This is a genomic window from Streptomyces sp. CNX435 (assembly GCF_059570575.1).
Genome location: NZ_JCANTA010000007.1, coordinates 72,311 through 94,569, shown reverse-complemented (window position 1 = coordinate 94,569; position 22,259 = coordinate 72,311). Strand labels below are relative to the sequence as shown.

The window sequence follows — 22,259 nt, the reverse complement described above, 5'->3', positions numbered from 1 at the left end:
CGCGCCCGTGCGTTCCGTACGGAGGCGCGCCCCGTCCGTTTCGTACGGACGATCCCGAGCGCGGTCAGCGGCACTACGGCGACCACCCGCCCCTGACCTGCGCATTTCACCGGCTTTCCGGCCGACGCCGGCCGCTGAAACGGCGCTGAAAGGCCGTTGAGCGCCGCGCCCCGCAGGCTACGGGACATGACGACGACGACGACCACCACCACCGCCACCTCCGCCATCGCGGCCACCGGGCTGCGCAAGTCGTACGGCGAGAAGACCGTCCTCGACGGCATCGACCTGCACGTGCCCGAGGGCACGGTCTTCTCCCTCCTCGGCCCGAACGGCGCCGGCAAGACCACCGCCGTGAAGATCCTGTCCACCCTCATCACCGCCGACGCCGGCGACATCCGCATCGCCGACCACGACCCGGCCGTCCACCCCGACGCCGTACGCGGCGCCATCGGGGTCACCGGCCAGTTCTCCGCCGTCGACAACCTCATCACCGGCGAGGAGAACATGCTCCTCATGGCGGACCTGCACCACCTGCCGCGCCGCGAGGGCCGGCGGGCCGCCGCCGAACTGCTCGCCCGCTTCGACCTCACCGACGCCGCCGGCAAGCCCGCCGCCACCTACTCCGGCGGCATGCGCCGCCGCCTCGACATCGCTATGACCCTCGTCGGCAGCCCGCGGATCATCTTCCTCGACGAGCCGACCACCGGCCTCGACCCGCGCTCCCGCCACAACATGTGGCAGATCATCCGCGAGCTGGTCGCCGACGGCGTCACCGTCTTCCTCACCACCCAGTACCTCGAAGAGGCCGACGAACTCGCCGACCGCATCGCCGTGCTGCACGGCGGCAGGATCGCCGCCCAGGGCACGGCCGACGAGCTGAAGCGGCTCGTCCCCGGCGGTCACGTCCGGCTGCGGTTCGAGGACCCCGGGGCGTACGAGCGGGCCGCCGGCGCGCTGCGCGAGACCGTACGCGACGACCAGGCGCTGACCCTGCAGATCCCCAGCGACGGCACGCAGCGCGAGCTGCGCGCGATCCTCGACTGGCTCGACGCCGCGCACGTCGACGCGGACGAGCTGACCGTCCACACCCCCGACCTCGACGACGTCTTCTTCGCCCTCACCGCCACCCCCGACCAGCCCGGCCAGCCGGCCCAGACCGCCTCTTTCAAGGAGAACGCCCGATGAGCAGCCTCGCCCTCGCCGTACGCGACTCGTCCACCATGTTGCGCCGCAACCTGCTGCACGCCCGGCGCTACCCCTCCCTGACCCTGAACCTGCTGCTGACCCCGGTCATGCTGCTCCTGCTCTTCGTCTACGTCTTCGGCGACACCATGAGCGCCGGCCTGGCCGGCGGCGCCCCGGACCGCGACGTCTACATCGCGTACGTCGTGCCCGGCCTGCTGCTCCTGACCATCGGCAGCACCACGGTCGGCGCCGCCGTCTCCGTCGCCACGGACATGACCGAGGGCATCGTCGCCCGCTTCCGCACGATGGCGATCCACCGCGGCTCCGTGATCATCGGGCACGTCCTCGGCAGCGTGCTGCAGTGCCTCGCCAGCGTGGTCTTCGTCGGCGCCATCGCCGTGGCCATAGGCTTCCGCTCCACCGACGCGACCGTGCTGGAGTGGCTCGCCGCCTTCGGCCTGCTGGTGCTCTTCGCCCTGGCGCTGACCTGGATCGCGGTCGGCATGGGGCTCGTCAGCCCGAACGCCGAGGGCGCCAGCAACAACGCCACGCCGCTGATCCTGCTGCCGCTGCTGTCCAGTGCCTTCGTGCCACTCGACGCGATGCCGGGGTGGTTCCGGCCGATCGCCGAGTACCAGCCGTTCACTCCGGCCATCGAGACGCTGCGGGGGCTGCTGCTCGGTACGGAGATCGGGCGCGACGGCTGGCTGGCCGTCGTCTGGTGCGTGGGGCTGATCGTGCTCGGCTACTTCTGGTCCATGGCGTCGTTCAACCGCGACGCTAAGTAACTGAGATGAGCCCGCGCGCCACCTCGCGCAGCTCGTCCCGCCCCAGGGCGGCGTACTCCGACACCGCGTCGGCGTACGCCGCCCCGTCGGCGTTCTCGGCGGTGCGGCGGGCGCGGGCGGCGGACAGCGTGGGGTGGAACGACTGCGGCACGTACAGCCGCTCCGCCAGTGCCAGCAGCCGTACCGCTGATTCGTCGGCCCCGCCCGCGGCGAGGCGGACGAGGCCGAGGCAGAGCACGGCGGTGCCGTCGACCGCGGCCTCCGCGGGGACCTGTCCGTCGGCGCGGGGGCCGGTGGCGAGCAGCGTACGGATCCTGCCCTCCAGCTCGGCCACCAGGGCGGCGACGGGCTCCAGCCGGCCGGCGTAGGCGTGGGCGGCGACGGCGGTGGCGGCGATGTGCATGCCCCAGGAGTCGGCCAGTGGGTCGGCCGGCGGGGCGGCGGAAGGGGCGTCCGGCGGGGCGTCCGGGCGGGTGGCGGGCGGGGCGGCAGCGCGCAGGTGCTCCACAGCCGTACGCCACCGCTTCAGCCCCAGCTCGGTCAGCCCGCGCGACAGCGCGATCTCGGCCCACCCCGCCGTGTCCCCCGCCACCATCTGCGGCTGCTCCGCCGGCGACCGGGCCTCCTCCACCCGCCGCAGCCACTCCTCCGCCTCGTCCGGCTCACCGCGCTGCAAGCACGCCAGCACCAGCCCGCGGCGCAGGCCCGTCGTGGGCGACTGGTCGCTCAGGTACGACAGGGCGTCCAGCGCCGCCAGCAGATGCACGTACGCCTCCTCACCCAGCCCGGCCTCCATGCACAGCTCGCTGCAGCGGGAGTGGCCGAGGAGCTTCAGCGACGGGTTGGGCACGGCGTCGACCGCGGCGAGCATCCGGCGCGCGGCGGCCAGCGCACGCTCCGGCTCGTGCCCGTGCTCCCAGAGGTAGCTGGCGACGCACTCGGCGATGCCGGCCAGCAACGGCGCGTCGCTGGTGCGGAGTTCGTCCAGCGCCTCGTAGTGGGGCGCGCGCATGTCCGGTACGGCGCAGAGCACGACGGAGAGCGCCCGCAGCAGGGTGTCCGGCTCGGCAGGCGGCAGCCGGCGCAGGGTCGCGAGGTGGCGCGGCTGGAGCGGCCCGTAGCCCATGAACGGGGCCGCGGTGCACAGGGCGCTGAGGGTGCGGGTGACCTCGGTGTGGCGGGGGTCGGGGCGGTAGTGCGACAGCGGGCGGGCGGTCTCGGCGGCCAGGGCGAAGGTGCGGTGGAAGCTGGCGGAGTCGGTGGTCCAGACGCCGGCGAGCACGGCGCCGGCCGCGGCGGTGGTGGCGTGGTCGCCGCGGGCGAGGGCGTGGCGCAGGGCGAGCACGAGGTTGTCCTGCTCCGCGCGCAGGCGGGCCCAGTGCCGTAGCGGCTCACGGCCGAACAGCGCGTCGTGGTGGGCGACCCCGAAGTCCCGTGCCCAGCCCAGGAACCGGGCGGTGACCGCCTCCTCCTCGCCGGCCGCCGCCCGCCGGGCGGCGCTGAACTCGCGCACCGTCTCCAGCATGTGGAAGCGGATCCCGGCCGCGGTGTCGCCCGCCTTCAGCAGCGACTGATCCACGAGCTGCTCCAGCAGCTCCAGCGCGTCGTCCGCGTCGTCCGCGTCGTCGTCGGCCAGGACGTGATCCGCCGCCGCCGCGGTGAAGCCGCCGGGGAAGACGGACAGCGCGCGCAGGGCGGCCCGGGCGTCCTCGGCCAGCAGGTTCCAGCTCCACTCCACGACCGCGTGCAGAGTGCGGTGCCGCTCGGGCGCGTCCCGCGCCCCGCCGCGCAGCAGCGCGAACCGGTCGCCGAGGCGCCGCGCGATCTCCGGTACGGACAGCACCCGTACCCGCGCCGCCGCCAGCTCCACCGCGAGCGGCAGCCCGTCCAGGTGCCGGCACAGCTCCGCGACCGCGGCGGGCGGCAGCTCCACGTCGGGGCGGGCGGCGCGGGCGCGCTGGGCGAAGAGCTCGGCGGAGGTCGCGGCGGTGAGCTGGGGGAGCCGGTAGACGGCCTCGGAGCTGAGCCCGAGGGGCGCCCGGCTGGTGACGAGCACGCGCAGGTCGGCGGCGCGGGCCACCAGCTCCCGTACCAGGTCGGCGGCGCCGTGGACGACCTGCTCGCAGTTGTCGAGGACGAGCAGCGCGGGCCGCCCGCCGAGGGCGGCGAGGATGGCGGCGTGGGCGTCGGCGCCGGGCCGCCCGGTCCCGCCCCCGGTGCCGGCGCCCGTGCCGCCTCCGGTGCCGCTCCGGGTTCCGGCGCCCGCCTCGCCTCCCGTCCCGCTCCCCGCCCCGCCTCCCGCCCCGCCTCCCGTCCCGCTTCCCGTCCCGCTTCCCAGCGCGGACGCCACCTCCCCGGCCACGTCCTCGTCGGCCCGGACGCCGGCCAGCGACACGAAGTGCACCAGCTGCTGCTCCGCCCGCCGGCTGACGGCGTACGCGAGCCGCGTCTTGCCCAGCCCGCCGGGCCCGACGATCGACGTCAGCCGCGACGAGCGCAGCAGCCCCGCCACCGCCGCGAGATCGCCGTCCCGCCCCAGCAGCGGATTCGGGTCGTGCGGCACCCCCTGCCGGACGGCGGGGGCCTCGTCGCGTAGCAGCTCCTGGTGGACGGCCCGGAGCGCGGCGCCCGGGTCGGTGCCGAGGTCGTCGCGCAGCTCGCGCCGGTACGTGTCGTAGCGGGCGAGCGCCGCCGCGGGCCCGGCCGACGCCGCCTCGGCGCGCAGCAGTTCGGCGAGCACCTCCTCGTCGCGGGGCGCCCCGGCGAGGAGCCGCGCCAGCGGCGCCGCCGCCTCCGCCCGCCGCCCCACCCGCGCGAGCGCCAGGGCCCGGGCCCGTACGAGATCGCCGTGCAGCGGCGCCCGCGCGGCCCGCAGCTCCGCCACCGGATCCCCCGGCGCGGCCTCCGTCTCCGGCGCCGCGTCCCAGAACCCGAGCCCCTCCTCCGCGGCGGCCAGCGACCCGGCGTGATCCCCGCCCCGCGCGGCCCGCGCACTCGCCTCAGCGCACCGCACCACCGCCGCGGTGTCGACCCGGTCCGCCGCCAGCGCCAGCCGGTACCCGGCCGGCGTGCTGACGACGACGTCGGCCCCGACCTGGGCCCGCGCCCGGGACACCAGGATCCGCAGCGCGTTCGCCGGATCCGCCGGCAGCTCGTCGCCCCAGAGCCCGTCCACGAGCCGCGCGACGCTGCAGCCGCCGCGCAGCTCCCCGGCGAGCAGGGCCAGCAGGCCGCGTACCCGCGGCGCGGTGATCTCCCGCCCCCGGAACGCGACCCGCGAGAGGAAGGTCAGCTCGACGGCGGCGCGGGCGGCGGTCACGGCTTCCGGCCGACTCCGCTGTACCCGAAGAGGGGCGGCGGCTCGCCGAAGGGCATGGCCCCGGGGCGCCACAGCGGCATGGACACCACGCCGGGGTCGACGAGGTCCTGGCCGTCGAAGTAGGCCGTGATCAGCTCTTTGGCGCGGTGCGCGAGCGGCATGGGCGTGTTCTTGTTCCAGTACTCGGTGGCCTCCGAGTTCTCGTCCGCGCCGTCCTGACCGCCGAGCGCGGTGTCGAAGGTGGCGTGGGTGATCGCGAGATGGCTGCCGGACGGCACGGCGTCCAGCAGCCGGCGTACGACCTGGAGCGTCCGGTCGTACTCGGGGACGTAGTGCAGGACGCCGAGGAGCATGACCGCCACCGGGCGGTCGAAGTCCAGCGTCCGCGCGGCGGCGGCGAGGATCGTCTCCGGGTCGCGCGCGTCGGCCTCGACGTAGTCGGTGGCGCCCTCGGGGCGGGAGGTGAGCAGGGCGCGGGCGTGGGTCAGGACGAGGGGGTCGTTGTCGACGTAGACGATGCGCGCCTCGGGCGCGAGCGACTGGGCCACCTCGTGGGTGTTGCCGGCGGTGGGCAGGCCGGTGCCGATGTCGAGGAACTGCCGGACGCCGGCCTCCTCGACGAGGTACGCGACGGCGCGGCCGAGGAAGGCGCGGTCGGCCCGGGCGATGTCGGTGATCTGCGGAAACGCCTGCTTGACGCGCTCCCCCGCCTGGCGGTCGGCCTCGTAATTGTCCTTGCCGCCCAGCCAGTAGTTCCACACCCGCGCGATGTGCGGGACGGTGGTGTCGATCACGGCGGCGGCCCCCTCCACGAGGAACAGGTCTGCGGGCAGCCTATAGCGGGCCGCCGGCCCGGGAGGGGTCCCCTGCGGCGGAACCAGACTGGGACGGCCGAGGGAAGCGGAGGCGGTATGGGGAGGCCGGATCCCGGCGACGGGTGGCTGGAACGGGGCGACGACGCGCTGCGGCGCGGTGATCCGGAGACGGCGGAGACGTGGTACCGGCGGGCGGTCGACCGCGGCGACGTGCGCGCGGTGGCCGCCCTGGGCGTCGTCGCGGAGCGGCGCGGGGACCTCGCGGCGGCGGAGGGGTGGTTCCGTACGGCCGCGGGATCCGGCCACCCGGAGGCGATGTTCGCACTGGGCTGGCTGCTCCGGCGCCGGGGCGGCGACGCCGAGGAGGCGGAGACCTGGTACCGGCGCGCGGCCGACGCCGGCGAGGAGCACGCGATGGCGAACCTCGCGGTCCTGCTGGACGCCCGCGGAGCCGAGGAGGAGGCGGAGCGCTGGTTCCGCCGGGCGGCGGAGGCGGGGGTCGCGGAGGGGATGGTCGGCCTGGGCATCAGCCTGGCCCGCCGGGGCGACGCCGCGGCGGCCGAGCGGTGGCTCCGCCGGGCGGACGACGCGGGCGAACCGACGGGTGCGTACAACCTGGGCCTGCTGCTGGCCCAGCACGGCGACGCCGCCGCCGCGGAGCGCTGCTGGCGCCGGGCGGGGGCGGCGGGGGAGGTGCACGCGATGTACAACCTGGGCTTCCTGCTGATGAACCGCGGCGACCTCGACGGCGCGGACAGCTGGTGGCACCGCGCCGCGGCGGCCGGTCACGCGGACGCGGAGCACAACCTGGCGCGGCTGCGCAGGGAGCGTGGCGGCTGAGCCCGCAGATTTACAGTCCACCCCGGCAAGCCGGTCTGAGCCGGCAGTTTCCGGGGTGGGGCGTCGCCTGCCCCACTCCTGCCCCACAGGTGAGCCGGTTGTACGCGGCCCGGCCCCCGGGTGGGAGCCAAGGGGGCCGGGCCGCGTTCGGCAGCGCCCGACACGCCACCGACCCGCGCGCCCGGTGGCCCGGCCCCAGACGGGGAACGGGACCAGCCGCCGGACGTGCAGGCGTGAGATGGCGGCGCCCCCGGACGAGGCGCCGCCACGTTCCCTGCGGCGGGCGGTCGTCGCCGCACGCCGCAGGGGGCCTCTACACAGCCGCGTCGGACCGGGGAGTGCCGCTCATCCGAACGCCTCAGCCGGGGGTGTCCAGCCCGGCCCGTCGTCGTCGTCCGCTTCGGCTACCCGTTCCCGCGGCACTCCGCGACCCTTAGCGCGTCGCGCAGTGCCTCGCTCAGCCGCTCCACCAGGAACCGCAACTCGGTCTCCGACGCCCCGCCCTTGAGCACCTGCGCTGAGCGCTCCAACAGGTCGTGCCCCCAGATGAGTTGCTGGCGTTCGATGGCGTCGGCGTACTCCGACAGCCACCCCGACCCGCCGGTCACGTAGCACGGACGCCCCTCCGGCGTCGTCCACGGCAGCAACCGCATCTCCGACAGGCGCGCGCTCACGTCTCCGCCCCCCGCGCAATCAGCCGCGCCAGGCACCGCGCCACCGGCGGCGACACCGTGCCCAACTCGACCATGCCGTAAGACGGCTTGCCGCCCTTCACCCCCTGCGGCTTCACGTCCATGGCAGGGAACGAAACCCCCGCCTTCCGCAGCGCGGCCGAGAGTTCAGCCCGCGCCGCCTCTGCCTCCTGAACCTTCCCATCGGCCGTTCTCACGACGCACCACCGCCTGCCGCGTCCACGGTCACGGGATGGAATGCTTCGGCCAACTGTCGGGCCGACCCCAACGGGCCGTAATTCGCCTTCATCACCATGGGCGTCATGATTCCGCTTACAGGTGGGCGCGGCCACGATTACTCGCGTACTTGCATAAACTCTGCGGACGCATCCCGAAGGAAGGCGACCGCATCCGCCCCGTGCAGCGCGCGCGAGTGGAAGAAGTCGAACAGGTCGAGATGATGCCGAACGTCCCTCGGGTCGCGCAACACGACTTCGCCAGAGAACATCTCGATAGTGGCCAGTCGGTCGTCATAAGTAACGAACACATTCAACGGGATTGCGGGAACGGTGACACTGCACGGGACGATGCCAATTCCGATGTTCGGCCGGCTCGCGAGTTCCGCCATGTGGCGTGCCTGACCCGACATGGTTTCAGCGTCCGCAAGCCTCCACCTGACAGCCTGTTCCGTCATCAGGAACATAAAAGTGCGGGACTCGTCTGCCAGCGCTTCTTGCCGCCGCAAACGCGCCTGAACGATCCTTTCCACGTCCTTCCCAGGCTCGGATCCCACCGGAGGGGAGAGCGACGCACGCGCGTACGCCTCCGTGTGGAGTAATCCGGTCGGAATAGCGGGCAGGAAGTAGCGCAGCAAGCGCGCGTTGCGTTCCATGGCGGCAAGTTCCGCTTGCTTCTCGTACAGCCCCACTCGGGCGTACGACCGCCATGCGGTGTAGTCCACGTTGGTGCTGCGTGCCAGCGCTATCAGGTCTCGCGCCGCGTCCTCCGGCACGTCGAGCGCTTGCAGAATGCGTTCTACATCGATTACGGACGGCAGGACCCGGCCCCGCTCGATCCGGGAAATCTTTGCTTGGCTCATGTGGCAGCGGTCGGCGACACGTTGCCCAGACAGACCGGAAGCCCTGCGGAGTTCCCGCAGGGCCTCAGCCAACGTGTTTCGCTGCTCGTCCTGGCGCTCAGGTTCGGTACGCACTGAACGGTACAGCTTCCATCAAGGCCGCGTCACGCCACGCCAAATACGCGGGAAGGTCAGGGTCTTGAATCAACTCACGGTTGATCTGAGTGCCGTCCTCCCTGTAATTCAAGTGAACGACCGTGGTTTCGTCGAACAGCCAGAAGTCTTGGAGCGGGACACCCGCAGACTCTCTGAACATCTGGTAGTTCTCGCCAGCCGCAACGTTTCCGGGGATGCACCACTCGAAGAGGTACTGTGAGTATGGCGTGAGTGGTTCGCGTACGAGGTGCGCCCGCGTCATCGTTCGGCCGGCGGCGCGATGCGACCGAATCAGCTCGTGCCAATCCTCACTGAAATTCTCCGGAATGGGCTCGCCGCGCAGGAATGCGGCAAGCGAGTCTTGTTCGCCAGGCATGGTGTAGGTCTGGTGAACCTCCATGCGAAACGCGGATTTCTTGAAGGTGCGGAAGTACGCTTGCCACTCCTCACCATCTAGATAGATGGGATCACCACCCGAGGGCACGTGCGGCCTCCTTGAGAACCTCTTCAGGAACGGTCACGATCGATTCGCCGTCTGGCGTCTCTCGATCCACGGTGTACCCCTGCACAGCAATGGTGCCGGGTCGGTCGGTCCGGTACACGGTGGGGCAGTCCCCGTTACCGCAGTCATCCGGTTCATCGCTGCTGCGACAAGGGCCGCCCGCGGTCATCTGTAATTTGATTTCCGCCATGGTGCCCCCTCGCGTCGGCTATTCCAGTACGCGACTTGGACGCTACGCACGGCGTCCAGCGACGGCAAGTCCAAGTCTCGTGTTGGACTAAGGATCTTGTAGCAGCTCACGTCTCGCAACGCGGCGAAGGCGTGCGCGCCCACACCGTACTCATCCGCCGCCATTCTGCCCACTGGTCCTGCCCCCGGCCGGCGTTGGCCATCGGCGGGGCGGCCCCCCGTCCGGTCGACGGCGCGTCACCTGCGACCGGACACGGACCGCCCCGCCCGCCCTGCCCGTCTGTACGGCGAGCCCCGGTTCCGGCGACGCATGCCAGATCTCAGATCCGGCGCTGAAAGAGCGCTCCGGAGCGGCGATGGGGTAGGTGCACCAGTCGCACAAGTTGGAACCCTTCCCCGCGGTTCCGGATGCACTCCGACTACTCCGGTCATGGCCCGGCGGAACACCGCCCGTGACCATCCACCAGCCCCGGGCCCCGCCGCCCCCGCGGCGGCGCCGCCCGTGCCCATCCAGCCGGGCATCGTCCCGGTGGTGACGAGCGTGGTGCTGCCCGACGGCCGCGTGGTCACCGGCTACACCCTCACCCCGACCACCCCCGCGCCGTCGGTCCCGGCGACGTTCGCCGTGCAGCCCCGGCCCCCTGGGGGACACCTGGGGGACACGCGCTGATCCAGACTCGGCATCGCCTGAAACAAGGTGAGACAAACGGCTCTTTTCGATCTTCGTTCGAGTAAGCCTGTTCGGGCAACAAAAAACCCCCTCCATGCTGCGTTTTCGCAGTTCGGAGGGGGTTTCTCCAGGTGTGGCGGCGCCAGGATTCGAACCTGGGAAGGCTGAGCCGGCAGATTTACAGTCTGCTCCCTTTGGCCACTCGGGCACACCGCCAAGGGATGTCGCCTGGTCCGGCCGCTGGGGCTGTCCGGCAACGTCGTAAACCATACCCGATGGCCGGGGGTGGTCCGCCACTCGGTTGTGGGGCTCGTGGGTCGGGTGGGGTGACTAGGCTGGTCCACGGCCCCGGGACCGGGGTGCGGTATCAGGGAACCAGTGCACGAGGAGCGCACCGAAGATGGCCGACTCCAGTTTCGACATCGTCTCGAAGGTCGATCGGCAGGAGGTCGACAACGCTCTCAACCAGGCTGCCAAGGAGATCTCGCAGCGCTACGACTTCAAGGGCGTCGGGGCCGCCATCGGGTGGTCTGGGGAGCGGATCGAGATCCGGGCCAACGCCGAGGAGCGGGCCAAGGCCGTGCTGGACATCTTCCAGTCCAAGCTGGTCAAGCGGGGGATCTCGCTGAAGGCTCTGGAGTCGGGGGAGCCGCAGGCGTCCGGGAAGGAGTACAAGCTGTACTCCACCGTCAAGGAGGGCATCTCCCAGGACGACGCCAAGAAGCTCGCGAAGATCATCCGCGACGAGGGGCCCAAGGGCGTCAAGGCGCAGGTGCAGGGGGACGAGCTGCGGGTGACCTCCAAGAGCCGGGACTCCCTGCAGGACGTCATCTCCCTCATCAAGGGCAAGGACCTCAGCTTCGCGGTCCAGTTCGTCAACTACCGCTAGGTGTACCCGCTGACCGGCAGACGTCGAGCGTGATCGACGGTCTCTCGTGGCCGAGTCACTGCTGAACATCTTCACGCTCTCCCGGTGTGCCGGAGGTCGTGCATCGCCGCGTGCCTCCGGCACCCACTGCCTCTTGGGCCGAGTGCCGGCCGTGGTTGGGCCCACCTGATTCGACCTGTGTGAACATAGACGTATGTCGAACACCAAGACCGCACTGCCGGTGCTGGAGCCCGGCGCCCCCGAATCGGTGGCCCCCTGCTGTCCGCCGCTGACCGAGCGGCCCCTGACCGCCGAGGAGGCGGTGAGGACCGCCGCCATGTTCAAGGCGCTGTCCGATCCGGTGCGGCTGCGGTTGTTCTCCCTGGTCGCCTCGCATGAGGGCGGTGAGGCGTGCGTGTGCGACATCTCCGACGTCGGCGTCTCGCAGCCCACCGTGAGCCACCACCTGAAGAAGCTCAAGGACGCCGGCCTGCTCACCTCCGAGCGCCGCGGCACCTGGGTCTTCTACCGCGTCGAGCCGTCGGTCCTCGCCGCCTTGGGGCAGACGCTTCGGCACTACGGCTCCTGATTCCCGCTCGCCGCCGACAACGTCAACCCCGCCGGCCAGGGCGTCGATGCCGTACGCCCCATCCGCGACGGCTTCCGCACCCGCATTGAGGGCCTTATCGCGTCCCTTAGCCGGTTCGCGGCCCCTACGTCCCTACGGATCCAGGTAGCGCAGGATCGCCAGGACCCTGCGGCTGTAGCCCTCCGCGTGGCCCAGTTCGAGCTTGTCGAAGATGGCGTTCACGTGCTTCTCCACCGCGCTCTGCGAGACGTGCAGGCGGGTGGCGATGGCCGCGTTGGTGTGGCCCTGGGCCATGCGGTCCAGGACCTCGCGTTCGCGCGGGGTCAGGCGGTCCAGCGGGTCCGTGCGGGTGCTGTGGGCCAGGAGGCGGCGTACGACCTCGGGGTCCAGCGCCGTGCCGCCCGCGGCCACGCGGTCCAGCGCGTCGAGGAACTCGTCGACCTGGACGACGCGGTCCTTCAGTAGATATCCCACGCCGCCCGTGCTGCCCGTGACCAACTCCGCCGCGTAGCGCCGCTCCACGTACTGCGACAGCACCAAGACCCCCGTCTCCGGCCACCGTTCGCGGATCTCCAGCGCCGCCCGCAGCCCGTCGTCGGAGTGGCCGGGCGGCATGCGCACGTCGACGACCGCGACGTCCGGGGGGCCGGCGGCGACCGCGGCGACGAGGGCCGGAGCGTCGCCCACGGCGGCGGTGACGGTGTGGCCCTCGTCGGCGAGGAGGCGGGCCAGGCCCTCGCGCAGCAGCGTCGAGTCGTCGGCCAGCACTACGCGCACGGCAGCTCCGCGGTGACGGTGGTGGGCCCGCCCGGCGGGCTGGAGACGGTGAGCCGGCCGTCGAGGGCGGCGACGCGGCGGGCGAGGCCCAGCAGGCCGCCGCCCGACGGGTTCGCGCCGCCCGTACCGTCGTCCTCGATGCTCACGCGCGCCATCGTCGCATCCCGCGTCAGCCGTACGGTCACCAGCGTGGCGGACGAGTGCTTGATCGCGTTCGTGACGGCCTCGGAGACCGTGAAGTACGCGACGGTACGGACCGCTTCAGGCAGCGGCTCGGCGAGGGCGTACTCGATGCGTACGGGCAGCTCCGCGCGCTCCGCCAGCGCCTCCAGCGCCGCGCGCAGCCCCGCGTCGTCCAGCGCCGCCGGGTAGACGTGCCAGGCGACCTCGCGCAGGTCCGTGAGCGTCAGCTGCGCCTGCTCGTGGGCCTGGCGGAGCAGTTCCTGCGACTTCGCCGGGTCGGCCGCCGCGGTGCGGCGGGCGCGGCCGAGGAGCATGCCGAGGACGACGAGGCGCTGCTGTACGCCGTCGTGGAGGTCGCGTTCGATGCGGCGGCGCTCGTCGTGGACGGCGGCGACGATGCCGGCGCGGGTGGCGGCGAGTTCGCCGATGCGGCGCTGCAGCAGGTCGGCGGGGCTGGGGCCGAGGAAGCGGTGGGCCAGGTGGTTGTCGAGGGCGGCGACCCCGTCCACGCCCTGGATCGACAGGAAGAGGAGGAAGAGGCCGGCGAGGGCGGAGGAGATGATCACGACCGGGCTGGCGTCCTCCGCGACGAACCAGATCCACAGCAGCGTCGAGCCGTACGCCCCGCCGACGAGCCCGGTCAGGAGCACGGCGCCGCCGAGCGCGCCGACGCCCCAGCGGAGGGCGAGGTATTGCAGCGCGCGCGGGGTGGCGCGGGGCGGGGCGAGTTCGCTTCCGTAGAAGTACGTCATGCGCGTGCGCTCGGCGGCGGCGATGCGGGCGGCGGCCGCGTACGGGAGGCGGGTCGCGCGCGGGGCGCCACCGGCGGCGGCCTGCCGGGCCTGCCGGGCCGGCCGCGGCTGCCGGGGCCAGGGCCAGGTGGCGAGGAGCCACAGCCCGCTCAGCGCGACGAACGGCAGCTCGACCAGGGCCGTCAGGCCGCCGGTGAGGACCCCGGCCGCGGTACGCAGGCGGCGGAGCAGGATCGGACGCATGATGCGGTCACGCTAACCGCGGGCGGGGGAGCGGCGCATTGCGGCTTTCCGCAGGGTGCGGGTGGGGTGGTGCCCTCTCCCAAGGTGCGGGTTCCCGTACGGGGTTGGGCGGTACCCCGGATTCCGGCTGCCGGACGCGCCCCGTAACGTCAACGCCATGATCGGAATCGCTGCCGGAGAGGCGCCCAGCGGCGGCGTCGCCGGGTGGGCCGCCGGGCTCATGGAGGATCTCGGAGCGCCCGGAGCCGGGTTGGCCATCGCCCTGGAGAACCTGTTCCCGCCGCTGCCCAGCGAGGTCATCCTCCCACTCGCGGGCTTCACGGCGAACCAGGGCGGGCTGAACCTCGCGGCGGTGCTCGTCTGGACCACCCTCGGCTCCGTCGTCGGCGCCCTCGCGCTGTACTGGGTCGGCGCGCTCCTCGGCCGCGAACGGACGGTCGCACTGGCGGCGCGGCTGCCGCTGCTGAAGGTGCGCGACATCGAGCGTACGGAGGCGTGGTTCGCCCGGCACGGCACGAAGGCGGTGTTCTTCGGCCGCATGATCCCGATCTTCCGCAGCCTCATCTCCGTGCCCGCGGGCGTCGAACGGATGCCGGTGCCGGTCTTCCTGGGGCTCACGGCCGCGGGCAGCGCGCTGTGGAACACGGTGTTCGTGCTCGCGGGGTACTGGCTGGGTTCGCGCTGGCACGAGATCAGTGACCTCGTCGGTGTGTACTCCAAGGTGGTGCTGGGCGTCGTGGCGCTGGCGGTGGTGGTGTTCCTGGGCGTACGGGCCGTCGCCGCCGGCCGCGGGCGGCACCGGGCGCCGCGGCGGGGCGCGTAGGCCGTCGCCGGCCGCCCCGTTGCCGCGTCGCCGTGACGCCGCGCCGCTGACCAGCTTCCGCCGCCGGGCCGCCGGGTCCGCGCGCCGCTCCAGCACGTCCGTGCGGCTCAGCCCGGCGGCCATGAGCCTCACGGTCGTCGGGGCCACGTCCAGCCGCTCGGCCGTCGCCGCCCGCCTCGACGCACACTTCTCCTACGAAGAACGCGAACTGCTCCCCGCCGCCCTCGGGGTCCCGGCACCGCCTGCGCCTCCTGTCACCCCCGGCCCGTAACCTTGGCCTCGTGCAGGTACGCCACGACGCCCCGCTCGCCCCGCTGACCACCTTCCGCCTCGGCGGCCCCGCCGCCCGCCTCGTCACCGCCACCACCGACGCCGAGGTCGTCGACGCCGTGCGCGCGGCCGACGCCGCCGGGACGCCGCTGCTCATCGTCGGCGGCGGCAGCAACCTCGTCGTCTCCGACGCCGGCTTCCCCGGCACCGCCCTGCGCCTCGCCACCACCGGCTTCGCCCTCGACGGCACCACCCTGGAACTGGCCGCCGGCGAAGACTGGTCCGATGCCGTCGCCCGCACCGTCGACGCCGGCCTCGCCGGCGTCGAGTGCCTCGCCGGCATCCCCGGCTCGGCCGGGGCGACGCCCATCCAGAACGTCGGCGCGTACGGCCAGGAGGTCGCGGAGACGATCACCGAGGTCGTCGCGTACGACCGCACCACCGGCGAGACCGTCACCGTCCCCGGCGCCGACTGCGGCTTCTCGTACCGCCACAGCCGCTTCAAGGCCGACCCCGGCCGCTTCGTCGTCCTGCGCGTCCGCTTCCGCCTCGCCGACGAGGGCGGGCTGTCCGCGCCCATCCGGTACGCGGAGACGGCGCGCATGCTCGGCGTCGCGGTCGGCGAGCGGGTGCCGGCCGCCCGGGCGCGCGACGTCGTGCTGAAGCTGCGCGCCGGCAAGGGCATGGTGCTCGACCCGGAGGACCACGACACGTGGTCGGCGGGCTCCTTCTTCACCAACCCGGTCCTCGACGAGCCGGCCTACGCCGCCTTCCGCGCCCGCGTCGCCGACCGCCTCGGGCCCGACGTGCTCGCCCCGGCGTTCCCGGCGGGGGAGGGGCTGACGAAGACGTCGGCGGCGTGGCTCATCGACCGCGCCGGCTTCACCCGCGGCTACGGCACGGGCCCGGCCCGCATCTCCACCAAGCACACCCTGGCCCTCACGAACCGCGGCTCGGCGACCACGGAGGACCTGCTCGCGCTCGCCCGCGAGGTGCGCGACGGGGTGCGGGACGCCTTCGGCGTCACGCTGGTCAACGAGCCGGTGACGGTCGGCGTGCGCCTCTAGCGACGGGCCCCGCGCCCGCCTGGGCTCCTACGGTACGAGTCGCACCGCGGCACGCCTGCATCCCCGCCCGGCGGCCCACCCGCACCGCGGCCCACCCTCACCCCCGCGCCGACCCCAGCCCCACCGTCTGCCCCCGCACCGCCGGGTCGTCGACCAGGTCGAGCACCGCGCGGGCCAGGTCCGCGCGGGCCAGCGTGCCGGTGCCCGGCACGTTGCCGCCGACGCGGCGGCGGTAGCGCCCCTTGCCGCGCCGGTTCGTCAGCTTGCCCGGCCGCAGCACCGTCCAGTCCAGCCCGCTGTGCGCCAGCTCCGACTCCATGGCGGCGGCCTCCGCGTACACGTCCTTGAACACCGTCCGCAGCACCGGCGACACCGCCCGCCCCAGCACCCCCTCGTCCGGCGGCAGCGGCCCGACCGGCGCTGTGCTGACGACGAGCAGCCGTCGTACGCCCGCCGCCCGCGCGGCCCGTACCAGCGCGTGCGCCGCCGCGCCGAGGCGGCCCGGGGGCCGGGCGGTGCTCTGCAGGCCGGGGCAGAACAGCAGCGCGTCACGGCCCCGGACGACGGGGCCGAGGGCGGTGGGGTCCGTCACGTCCTCGACGGTCGTCACCGCCAGCCGCCCGTGCCCGCCGCCGGCCACGCCGGCCCGGTCCTGGTCGTTTTCCCTCCTACGGCCCTTCTCGCCCTCCGCGGCGCCGGTGCCCGGCCCGGCAACCCCGGCAGTCCCGCTCCGCCCGTCCGCCGGCCGTGCACCCGGCAGCCGCGCGCCCTTGCGCACCACCGCCGTGACCTCGTGCCCGGCGGCCAGCGCCTGCCGGACCACCTCCCGGCCGGTGCCACCGGACGCGCCGAAGACCGTGAGCTTCATCGTCCCCTCCCCGTGGGTGGGTAATCACCCACCCACTGTTAGGGTGAGTGAATGCCCACCTCGCCGTCAAGGCCGGCCCCGGAGCGCATCGTGGACGCCGCCGAGCGTCTCGTGCGCACCGCCGGATTCGTGCATGCGACTACTAAGGAGATCGCACGCGAGGCGGGTTGCTCGGAAGCGCTGCTCTACAAGCACTTCGTCAACAAGGAGGAGATCTTCCTCCGCGTCCTCTTCGAGCGGCTGCCGCGCCTCGGCGTGCTGCTCACCGAGCTGGCCGACGACCCGGGCGAGCGCGGCGTCGAGGAGTGCCTGCGGGCCGTCGCCCGGAAGGCCGCGGACTTCTACGAGGAGATGCTGCCCATGGTGGGCGCGCTGCTGGTCGAGCCCGGGCTGCTCACGCGGTTCGCCGAGGGACTCGCCGCGGTCGGGCGCAAGGGGCCGTACGAGGCGGGGGACGCGCTCGCGGAGTACCTGGCACGGGAGCGGGAGCGCGGCCGTATCCGGGCCGACGCGGACACCCGCGCCGCGGCGGTGCTGCTGCTCGGCGCGTGCTTCCAGCGGGCGTTCTTCGTGGCCTTCGGCGGGCCGGCGGCGGTTCAGCCGGCGGATGACTTCGCCGCGGCGGTGTCCCGTACGGTCTGGGCCGCGGTCTGCCTGCCGCCCGCCGCAGCCCCGCCGCCCACGGTCTCCCCGTCCTCCGCAGGGCCCCCGCCCGCCGCAGAGCCCCCGCCCGCCGCGGACCCGCCGTCCGCCGCCTGACGCCCCTCGTCCCCGGCGCCGCGGTCCCGGCCGCCGTCCCCCGGCTCGGCCGCCAGCCAGCCGTCCACGTCCGCCAGCAGCCCCCGCCGCACGTCGTCCGGCGCCACCGACGCCCGTACCGACTGCCGCGCCAGCTCCGCCAGCTCCTCGTCCGTGAACCCGTGGTACGTACGCGCCAGCTCGTACTGCGCCGCCAGCCGCGACCCGAACAGCAGCGGGTCGTCCGCGCCCAGCGCCATCGGCACCCCCGCGTCCCACAGTGCCCGCAGCGGCACGTCCTCCGGCCGCTCGTACACCCCCAGCGCGACGTTCGAGGACGGGCACACCTCGCAGGTCACGCCCGCCGCCGCCAGCCGTGACAGCAGCCGCGGGTCCTCGGCGGCGCGGATGCCGTGGCCGATGCGGCGCGCGTCCAGGTCGTCCATGCAGTCGCGGACGCTCGCCGGACCGGCCAGCTCGCCGCCATGCGGGGCGGCCAGCAGGCCGCCGTCGCGGGCGATGGCGAAGGCGCGGTCGAAGTCGCGGGCGAAGCCGCGGCGCTCGTCGTTGGACAGCCCGAAGCCGACGACGCCGCGGCCGGCGTAGCGCACGGCGAGGCGGGCGAGGGTACGGGCGTCGAGCGGGTGCTTCATGCGGTTCGCGGCGACCAGCACGCGCATCCCGAGGCCGGTGTCCCGGGAGGTGGTCTCGACCGCGTCGAGGATGATCTCCAGCGCCGGGATCAGCCCGCCGAGGCGCGGCGCGTACGACGTCGGGTCGACCTGGATCTCCAGCCACCGGGAGCCGTCCGCGAGGTCCTCCTCGGCCGCCTCGCGCACCAGCCGCTGGATGTCCTCGGGGGAGCGCAGGCAGGAGCGGGCGAGGTCGTACAGCCGCTGGAAGCGGAACCAGCCGCGCTCGTCGGTCGCGCGCAGCTTCGGCGGCTCGCCGCCGCTCAGTGCCTCGGGCAGGTGGACGCCGTACTTGGCGGCCAGCTCGATCAGGGTGGCGGAGCGCATGGAGCCGGTGAAGTGCAGGTGCAGGTGGGCCTTGGGCAGGCGGCGGACGTCTCGCGGGGTGGGGCGGTGCTCGTGCTCCATGGGCAGATCTTGCCGTATCCCCGGGGACGGGCGACACCGGCACCAACGAAAGGGGGCTTGCCCGGACGGCTGTCCGGGCAAGCCCAAGCCCTATCGCAATCGAGTGACGTCACTCGATTGAGGTGCCGCCGCTACGACGCCTCCGCCAGCAGCTTCTGCAGCCGCGAGATGCCCTCGACCAGGTCCTCGTCCCCCAGCGCGTACGACAGCCGCAGATACCCCGGCGTCCCGAACGCCTCACCCGGCACCACGGCCACCTCGGCCTCCTCCAGGATCACCTCGGCCAGCTCCACCGAGTTCGCCGGCCGCCGGCCGCGGATCTCCTTACCGAGAAGCCCCTTCACCGACGGGTACACGTAGAACGCGCCCTCCGGCTCGGGGCACTCCACGCCCTCGATCTCGTTCAGCATCCGCACGATCGTCTTCCGCCGCCGGTCGAACGCCTCACGCATCTTCGCCACCGCGTCCAGGTCGCCGGAGACGGCCGCCAGCGCGGCGGCCTGCGCGACGTTGGAGACGTTGGACGTGGCGTGCGACTGCAGGTTCGTCGCGGCCTTGACGACGTCCTTCGGCCCGATGACCCAGCCGACCCGCCAGCCGGTCATCGCGTACGTCTTGGCCACCCCGTTGACCACGACGCACTTGTCGCGCAGCTCCGGCACGACCACCGGCAGCGAGTGGAACTCGGCGGTGCCGTAGACCAGGTGCTCGTAGATCTCGTCCGTCAGCACCCAGAGCCCGTGCTCGGCGGCCCAGCGGCCGATCGCCTCGACCTGCTCGCGGGAGTAGACCGCGCCGGTCGGGTTGGACGGGGAGACGAAGAGCAGCACCTTCGTGCGCGGGGTGCGCGCGGCCTCCAGCTGCTCGACGGACACCCGGTAGCCGGTGGTCTCGTCGGCGACGACGTCGACGGGCACGCCGCCGGCCAGCCGGATCGACTCGGGGTAGGTGGTCCAGTACGGCGTCGGGACGATGACCTCGTCGCCCGGGTCGAGCAGGGCGGCGAACGACTCGTAGATCGCCTGCTTGCCGCCGTTGGTGACCAGCACCTGGGCCGGCTCCACCTCGTAGCCGGAGTCGCGCGCGGTCTTGGCGGCGAGCGCGGCCTTCAGCTCGGGCAGCCCGCCGGCGGGCGTGTAGCGGTGGTACGTCGGGTTGGTGCACGCTGCGATCGCGGCCTCGACGATGTAGTCGGGCGTCGGGAAGTCGGGCTCGCCGGCGCCGAAGCCGATCACCGGGCGGCCGGCGGCCTTGAGGGCCTTGGCCTTGGCGTCCACGGCGAGCGTCGCGGACTCCGAGATAGCGCCGACGCGGGCCGACACCCGGTGTTCGGTCGGGGACTGGGGTGCGGAGTTTGCAGCGGTCATGGCGCCCATCGTTCCAGACGGGCGGGGGCCGCGGCACATGGGTTACCCGGCTCTTACGCGGGGCGCACGGCGTACTCGTTCGACGGCGGGGCGTGAAACCCGTACACTCATGCACCGTGCCAGCCCCGGTGCAGATCTTGCACGCGCTCGTGAAGCCCCTGCAGGAATGCGTTAGGTTGGGATGACACAAAGGGTCGTAGCTCAATTGGTAGAGCACTGGTCTCCAAAACCAGCGGTTGGGGGTTCAAGTCCCTCCGGCCCTGCTACGCGCATCTCCTCAGGAGATGCGTAGGCAGTTCACAGCAGCCCCGCCGTGCGGCTCCACCGGGCGCGGCAGGTCAACGACCCGGGATCCAGGTGAGGACGAGTGACGGAAGCCTCCACCGCGACGCCTGACCGCCCCGAAGGCGACGCGCGACCCGCTCGCCGCGGCGGCAAGCGCGGCCGGAAGGGACCGTTCGCCCGCCTGGCGCTCTTCTACCGCCAGATCGTCGCGGAGCTGCGAAAGGTCGTCTGGCCGACGCGGAACCAGCTGACGACGTACACGACCGTGGTGATCATCTTCGTGGTGGTCATGATCGGCATCGTGACGGTGATCGACTTCGGGTTCACCGAACTCATGCAGTACGTCTTCGGCTGACCGATTCGCGTACGCCGCCCCGTAAAGTACGTAAGGTAGGCGACTGCATGTGCACATCCCCTTTTGAGCCAGGAAGAAGCAGCTACCGTGTCTGACCCGAACCTGAACGACGCAGTCGCGACCGACGAGGTTGCCGGCGCTGCGCAGGCAGAGCCTGCCGAGAGTGCCCCTGCCGAGCAGGTGGAGGAGGCCGGGGCGGCGGCGGAGGCCGAAATCGAAGGCGCGGAGGACGTCGAGAGCGCCGAGGTCGACGAGGACGCCGAGAGCGCGGCGGACGGCGCGCAGGAGGCGGTCGCGGACGAGGCGGCCGAAGACGAGGCGGTCGCGGACGAGGCGGCCGAAGACGAGGCAGCCGAGGAAGCGGTCGCCGAGGACGAGGCGGCCGGCGACGAGAAGCCCGACGACGAGGCGGAGGGCGGCGAGGCCGTCGACCCCGTCGAGGCGCTCCGCTCGGAGCTGCGCGGCCTGCCCGGCGAGTGGTACGTGATCCACACCTACGCGGGCTACGAGAAGCGGGTCAAGGCCAACCTCGAACAGCGCGCGGTCTCCCTGAACGTCGAGGACTTCATCTACCAGGCCGAGGTGCCCGAGGAAGAGGTCGTCCAGATCAAGAACGGCGAGCGCAGGAACGTCCGGCAGAACAAGCTCCCGGGCTACGTCCTGGTGCGGATGGACCTGACCAACGAGTCGTGGGGCGTCGTGCGCAACACCCCGGGCGTCACCGGCTTCGTCGGCAACGCCTACGACCCGTACCCGCTGACGCTCGAAGAGATCGTCCGCATGCTCGCCCCGGAGGCCGAGGAGAGGGCCGCCCGCGAGGCCGCGGAGGCCGAGGGCAAGCCGGTGCCGTCCCGCAAGGTCGAGGTGCAGGTGCTCGACTTCGCCGTCGGCGACTCGGTCACCGTCACCGACGGCCCGTTCGCGACGCTGCAGGCGACCATCAACGAGATCAACGCCGACTCGAAGAAGGTCAAGGGCCTGGTGGAGATCTTCGGCCGGGAGACCCCGGTCGAGCTGAGCTTCGACCAGATCCAGAAGAACGACTGAGGGCGCCCCGCCCACCCCGTACGCTTCCGACCAGGTCAGAGGGCTTCGCAGCCGCTCTGACCTGCTCGGTTTCAGGACTCGTACCCGATACGGCTATCGTGGTGCGGTCTGCCTCCATCCGGATGATCGCGAAGGCGATGCCGGACCGAGGCGCAAACCTCTCATCCAAGGACCCGGAGAGACATGCCTCCCAAGAAGAAGAAGGTCACGGGGCTGATCAAGCTCCAGATCCAGGCCGGTGCCGCGAACCCGGCCCCGCCGGTCGGCCCCGCGCTGGGCCAGCACGGCGTGAACATCATGGAGTTCTGCAAGGCCTACAACGCCGCCACCGAGTCGCAGCGCGGCTGGGTGATCCCGGTGGAGATCACGGTCTACGAGGACCGCTCGTTCACCTTCATCACCAAGACCCCGCCGGCCGCGAAGATGATCCTCAAGGCCGCGGGCGTGGAGAAGGGCTCCGGCGAGCCGCACAAGACCAAGGTCGCGAAGATCACCCGCGACCAGGTCCGCGAGATCGCCACCACCAAGATGGCCGACCTCAATGCCAACGACCTGGACGCCGCCGAGAAGATCATCGCCGGCACCGCCCGCTCCATGGGCGTCACGGTCGAGGGCTGAGCGGTCCGCGGCACCGTCCGCAGCACTCCGTAGCACCTGTGGCAGGGCCCTGCGCCGGCCCGGACCACGACTCCGTACCGACACATCAGGAGCAGC

Annotated in this window: 22 protein-coding genes, 2 tRNA genes and 1 pseudogene; 13 read left to right on the top strand and 12 right to left on the bottom strand. The window is 72.8% G+C overall.

The window, feature by feature from the left end; translation table 11 throughout:
• The first annotated feature begins 186 nt into the window (after nucleotides 1-186).
• Nucleotides 187-1,185, top strand: a complete 999-nt coding sequence (locus tag T328_RS14740; protein WP_496496473.1) for an ATP-binding cassette domain-containing protein — start codon at nucleotides 187-189, stop codon at nucleotides 1,183-1,185.
• Complete coding sequence (locus T328_RS14735) at nucleotides 1,182-1,973, top strand: ABC transporter permease (protein WP_496496472.1); 792 nt, start codon at nucleotides 1,182-1,184, stop codon at nucleotides 1,971-1,973. Before T328_RS14740 ends, T328_RS14735 begins: the two co-directional genes overlap by 4 nt.
• Here T328_RS14735 and T328_RS14730 read toward each other — a convergent pair.
• Together T328_RS14730 and T328_RS14725 are read right to left on the bottom strand one after the other, a co-directional pair.
• Entirely contained in the window at nucleotides 1,966-5,292 is a 3,327-nt protein-coding gene (locus tag T328_RS14730; RefSeq protein WP_496496471.1) for an ATP-binding protein, read from the bottom strand. The genes T328_RS14735 and T328_RS14730 overlap by 8 nt on opposite strands.
• A complete protein-coding gene (locus T328_RS14725) occupies nucleotides 5,289-6,083 on the bottom strand; it encodes an SAM-dependent methyltransferase (protein WP_496496652.1) in 795 nt (264 codons plus the stop codon). Before T328_RS14725 ends, T328_RS14730 begins: the two co-directional genes overlap by 4 nt.
• Before the next feature lie 120 nt (nucleotides 6,084-6,203).
• On the opposite strand from T328_RS14725, the gene T328_RS14720 reads away from it, so the two are divergent.
• Nucleotides 6,204-6,947: a tetratricopeptide repeat protein gene (locus T328_RS14720; RefSeq protein ID WP_496496470.1), complete on the top strand. Its 744-nt coding sequence runs from the start codon at nucleotides 6,204-6,206 to the stop codon at nucleotides 6,945-6,947.
• A gap of 404 nt (nucleotides 6,948-7,351) precedes the next feature.
• Here the strand turns inward: T328_RS14720 and T328_RS14715 are convergent, their stop codons facing one another.
• The 4 genes from T328_RS14715 to T328_RS14700 form a co-directional block, all read right to left on the bottom strand.
• Nucleotides 7,352-7,621, bottom strand: a complete 270-nt coding sequence (locus tag T328_RS14715) for a hypothetical protein (RefSeq protein ID WP_496496469.1) — start codon at nucleotides 7,619-7,621, stop codon at nucleotides 7,352-7,354.
• Entirely contained in the window at nucleotides 7,618-7,743 is a 126-nt protein-coding gene (locus T328_RS14710; protein ID WP_496496468.1) for a hypothetical protein, read from the bottom strand. The genes T328_RS14715 and T328_RS14710 overlap by 4 nt, the downstream gene beginning before the upstream one ends.
• Before the next feature lie 230 nt (nucleotides 7,744-7,973).
• On the bottom strand, nucleotides 7,974-8,831 hold the full coding sequence (locus tag T328_RS14705) for a helix-turn-helix domain-containing protein (protein ID WP_496496467.1): 858 nt from the start codon (nucleotides 8,829-8,831) through the stop codon (nucleotides 7,974-7,976).
• Nucleotides 8,815-9,336: a DUF6879 family protein gene (locus T328_RS14700; protein WP_496496466.1), complete on the bottom strand. Its 522-nt coding sequence runs from the start codon at nucleotides 9,334-9,336 to the stop codon at nucleotides 8,815-8,817. Before T328_RS14700 ends, T328_RS14705 begins: the two co-directional genes overlap by 17 nt.
• 637 nt (nucleotides 9,337-9,973) lie before the next feature.
• Here T328_RS14700 and T328_RS14695 point away from each other — a divergent pair.
• Entirely contained in the window at nucleotides 9,974-10,213 is a 240-nt protein-coding gene (locus T328_RS14695) for a hypothetical protein (RefSeq protein ID WP_496496465.1), read from the top strand.
• Nucleotides 10,214-10,347: 134 nt separating this feature from the next.
• Here T328_RS14695 and T328_RS14690 read toward each other — a convergent pair.
• Nucleotides 10,348-10,429: transfer RNA gene (locus tag T328_RS14690), tRNA-Tyr, on the bottom strand.
• A 184-nt stretch (nucleotides 10,430-10,613) separates the two neighbouring features.
• Between T328_RS14690 and T328_RS14685 the strand changes: the two genes are divergently transcribed.
• Nucleotides 10,614-11,102, top strand: coding sequence for a YajQ family cyclic di-GMP-binding protein (locus T328_RS14685; RefSeq protein ID WP_496496464.1), 489 nt, complete (start codon nucleotides 10,614-10,616; stop codon nucleotides 11,100-11,102).
• Nucleotides 11,103-11,295: 193 nt separating this feature from the next.
• Nucleotides 11,296-11,670: an ArsR/SmtB family transcription factor gene (locus T328_RS14680; protein WP_496496463.1), complete on the top strand. Its 375-nt coding sequence runs from the start codon at nucleotides 11,296-11,298 to the stop codon at nucleotides 11,668-11,670.
• A gap of 132 nt (nucleotides 11,671-11,802) precedes the next feature.
• Here T328_RS14680 and T328_RS14675 read toward each other — a convergent pair whose 3' ends face one another.
• Together T328_RS14675 and T328_RS14670 are read right to left on the bottom strand one after the other, a co-directional pair.
• Nucleotides 11,803-12,438, bottom strand: a complete 636-nt coding sequence (locus T328_RS14675; protein ID WP_496496651.1) for a response regulator — start codon at nucleotides 12,436-12,438, stop codon at nucleotides 11,803-11,805.
• Entirely contained in the window at nucleotides 12,438-13,625 is a 1,188-nt protein-coding gene (locus T328_RS14670) for a sensor histidine kinase (RefSeq protein WP_496496462.1), read from the bottom strand. The genes T328_RS14675 and T328_RS14670 overlap by 1 nt, the downstream gene beginning before the upstream one ends.
• 220 nt (nucleotides 13,626-13,845) lie before the next feature.
• On the opposite strand from T328_RS14670, the gene T328_RS14665 reads away from it, so the two are divergent.
• Nucleotides 13,846-14,448 (top strand): DedA family protein, encoded by a 603-nt coding sequence (locus T328_RS14665; RefSeq protein WP_496496650.1) that lies wholly within the window; start codon nucleotides 13,846-13,848, stop codon nucleotides 14,446-14,448.
• Between the two features lie 281 nt (nucleotides 14,449-14,729).
• Nucleotides 14,730-15,785, top strand: coding sequence for a UDP-N-acetylmuramate dehydrogenase (locus T328_RS14660; protein WP_496496461.1), 1,056 nt, complete (start codon nucleotides 14,730-14,732; stop codon nucleotides 15,783-15,785).
• Nucleotides 15,786-15,882: 97 nt separating this feature from the next.
• Here T328_RS14660 and T328_RS14655 read toward each other — a convergent pair whose 3' ends face one another.
• A complete protein-coding gene (locus T328_RS14655; protein WP_496496460.1) occupies nucleotides 15,883-16,653 on the bottom strand; it encodes an NAD(P)-dependent oxidoreductase in 771 nt (256 codons plus the stop codon).
• A gap of 51 nt (nucleotides 16,654-16,704) precedes the next feature.
• On the opposite strand from T328_RS14655, the gene T328_RS14650 reads away from it, so the two are divergent.
• Entirely contained in the window at nucleotides 16,705-17,412 is a 708-nt protein-coding gene (locus tag T328_RS14650; RefSeq protein WP_496496459.1) for a TetR/AcrR family transcriptional regulator, read from the top strand.
• A gap of 47 nt (nucleotides 17,413-17,459) precedes the next feature.
• Here T328_RS14650 and T328_RS14645 read toward each other — a convergent pair.
• Nucleotides 17,460-18,491, bottom strand: a pseudogene (locus T328_RS14645) (adenosine deaminase); the annotation flags it as partial.
• A 131-nt stretch (nucleotides 18,492-18,622) separates the two neighbouring features.
• The gene (locus tag T328_RS14640) at nucleotides 18,623-19,858 is read right to left on the bottom strand and encodes a pyridoxal phosphate-dependent aminotransferase (protein WP_496496458.1); all 1,236 of its coding nucleotides are present in this window, start codon (nucleotides 19,856-19,858) and stop codon (nucleotides 18,623-18,625) included.
• Between the two features lie 190 nt (nucleotides 19,859-20,048).
• Here T328_RS14640 and T328_RS14635 point away from each other — a divergent pair.
• The 4 genes from T328_RS14635 to rplK all read left to right on the top strand — a co-directional run bounded on the left by T328_RS14635 (nucleotide 20,049) and on the right by rplK (nucleotide 22,163).
• Nucleotides 20,049-20,121, top strand: a tRNA-Trp gene (locus tag T328_RS14635).
• 104 nt (nucleotides 20,122-20,225) lie between these two features.
• Nucleotides 20,226-20,498, top strand: a complete 273-nt coding sequence (secE, locus tag T328_RS14630) for a preprotein translocase subunit SecE (protein WP_027771083.1) — start codon at nucleotides 20,226-20,228, stop codon at nucleotides 20,496-20,498.
• A gap of 87 nt (nucleotides 20,499-20,585) precedes the next feature.
• Complete coding sequence (gene nusG / locus T328_RS14625) at nucleotides 20,586-21,545, top strand: transcription termination/antitermination protein NusG (protein WP_496496457.1); 960 nt, start codon at nucleotides 20,586-20,588, stop codon at nucleotides 21,543-21,545.
• A gap of 183 nt (nucleotides 21,546-21,728) precedes the next feature.
• On the top strand, nucleotides 21,729-22,163 hold the full coding sequence (rplK, locus tag T328_RS14620; RefSeq protein WP_018834878.1) for a 50S ribosomal protein L11: 435 nt from the start codon (nucleotides 21,729-21,731) through the stop codon (nucleotides 22,161-22,163).
• The last annotated feature ends 96 nt before the right edge of the window (nucleotides 22,164-22,259 follow it).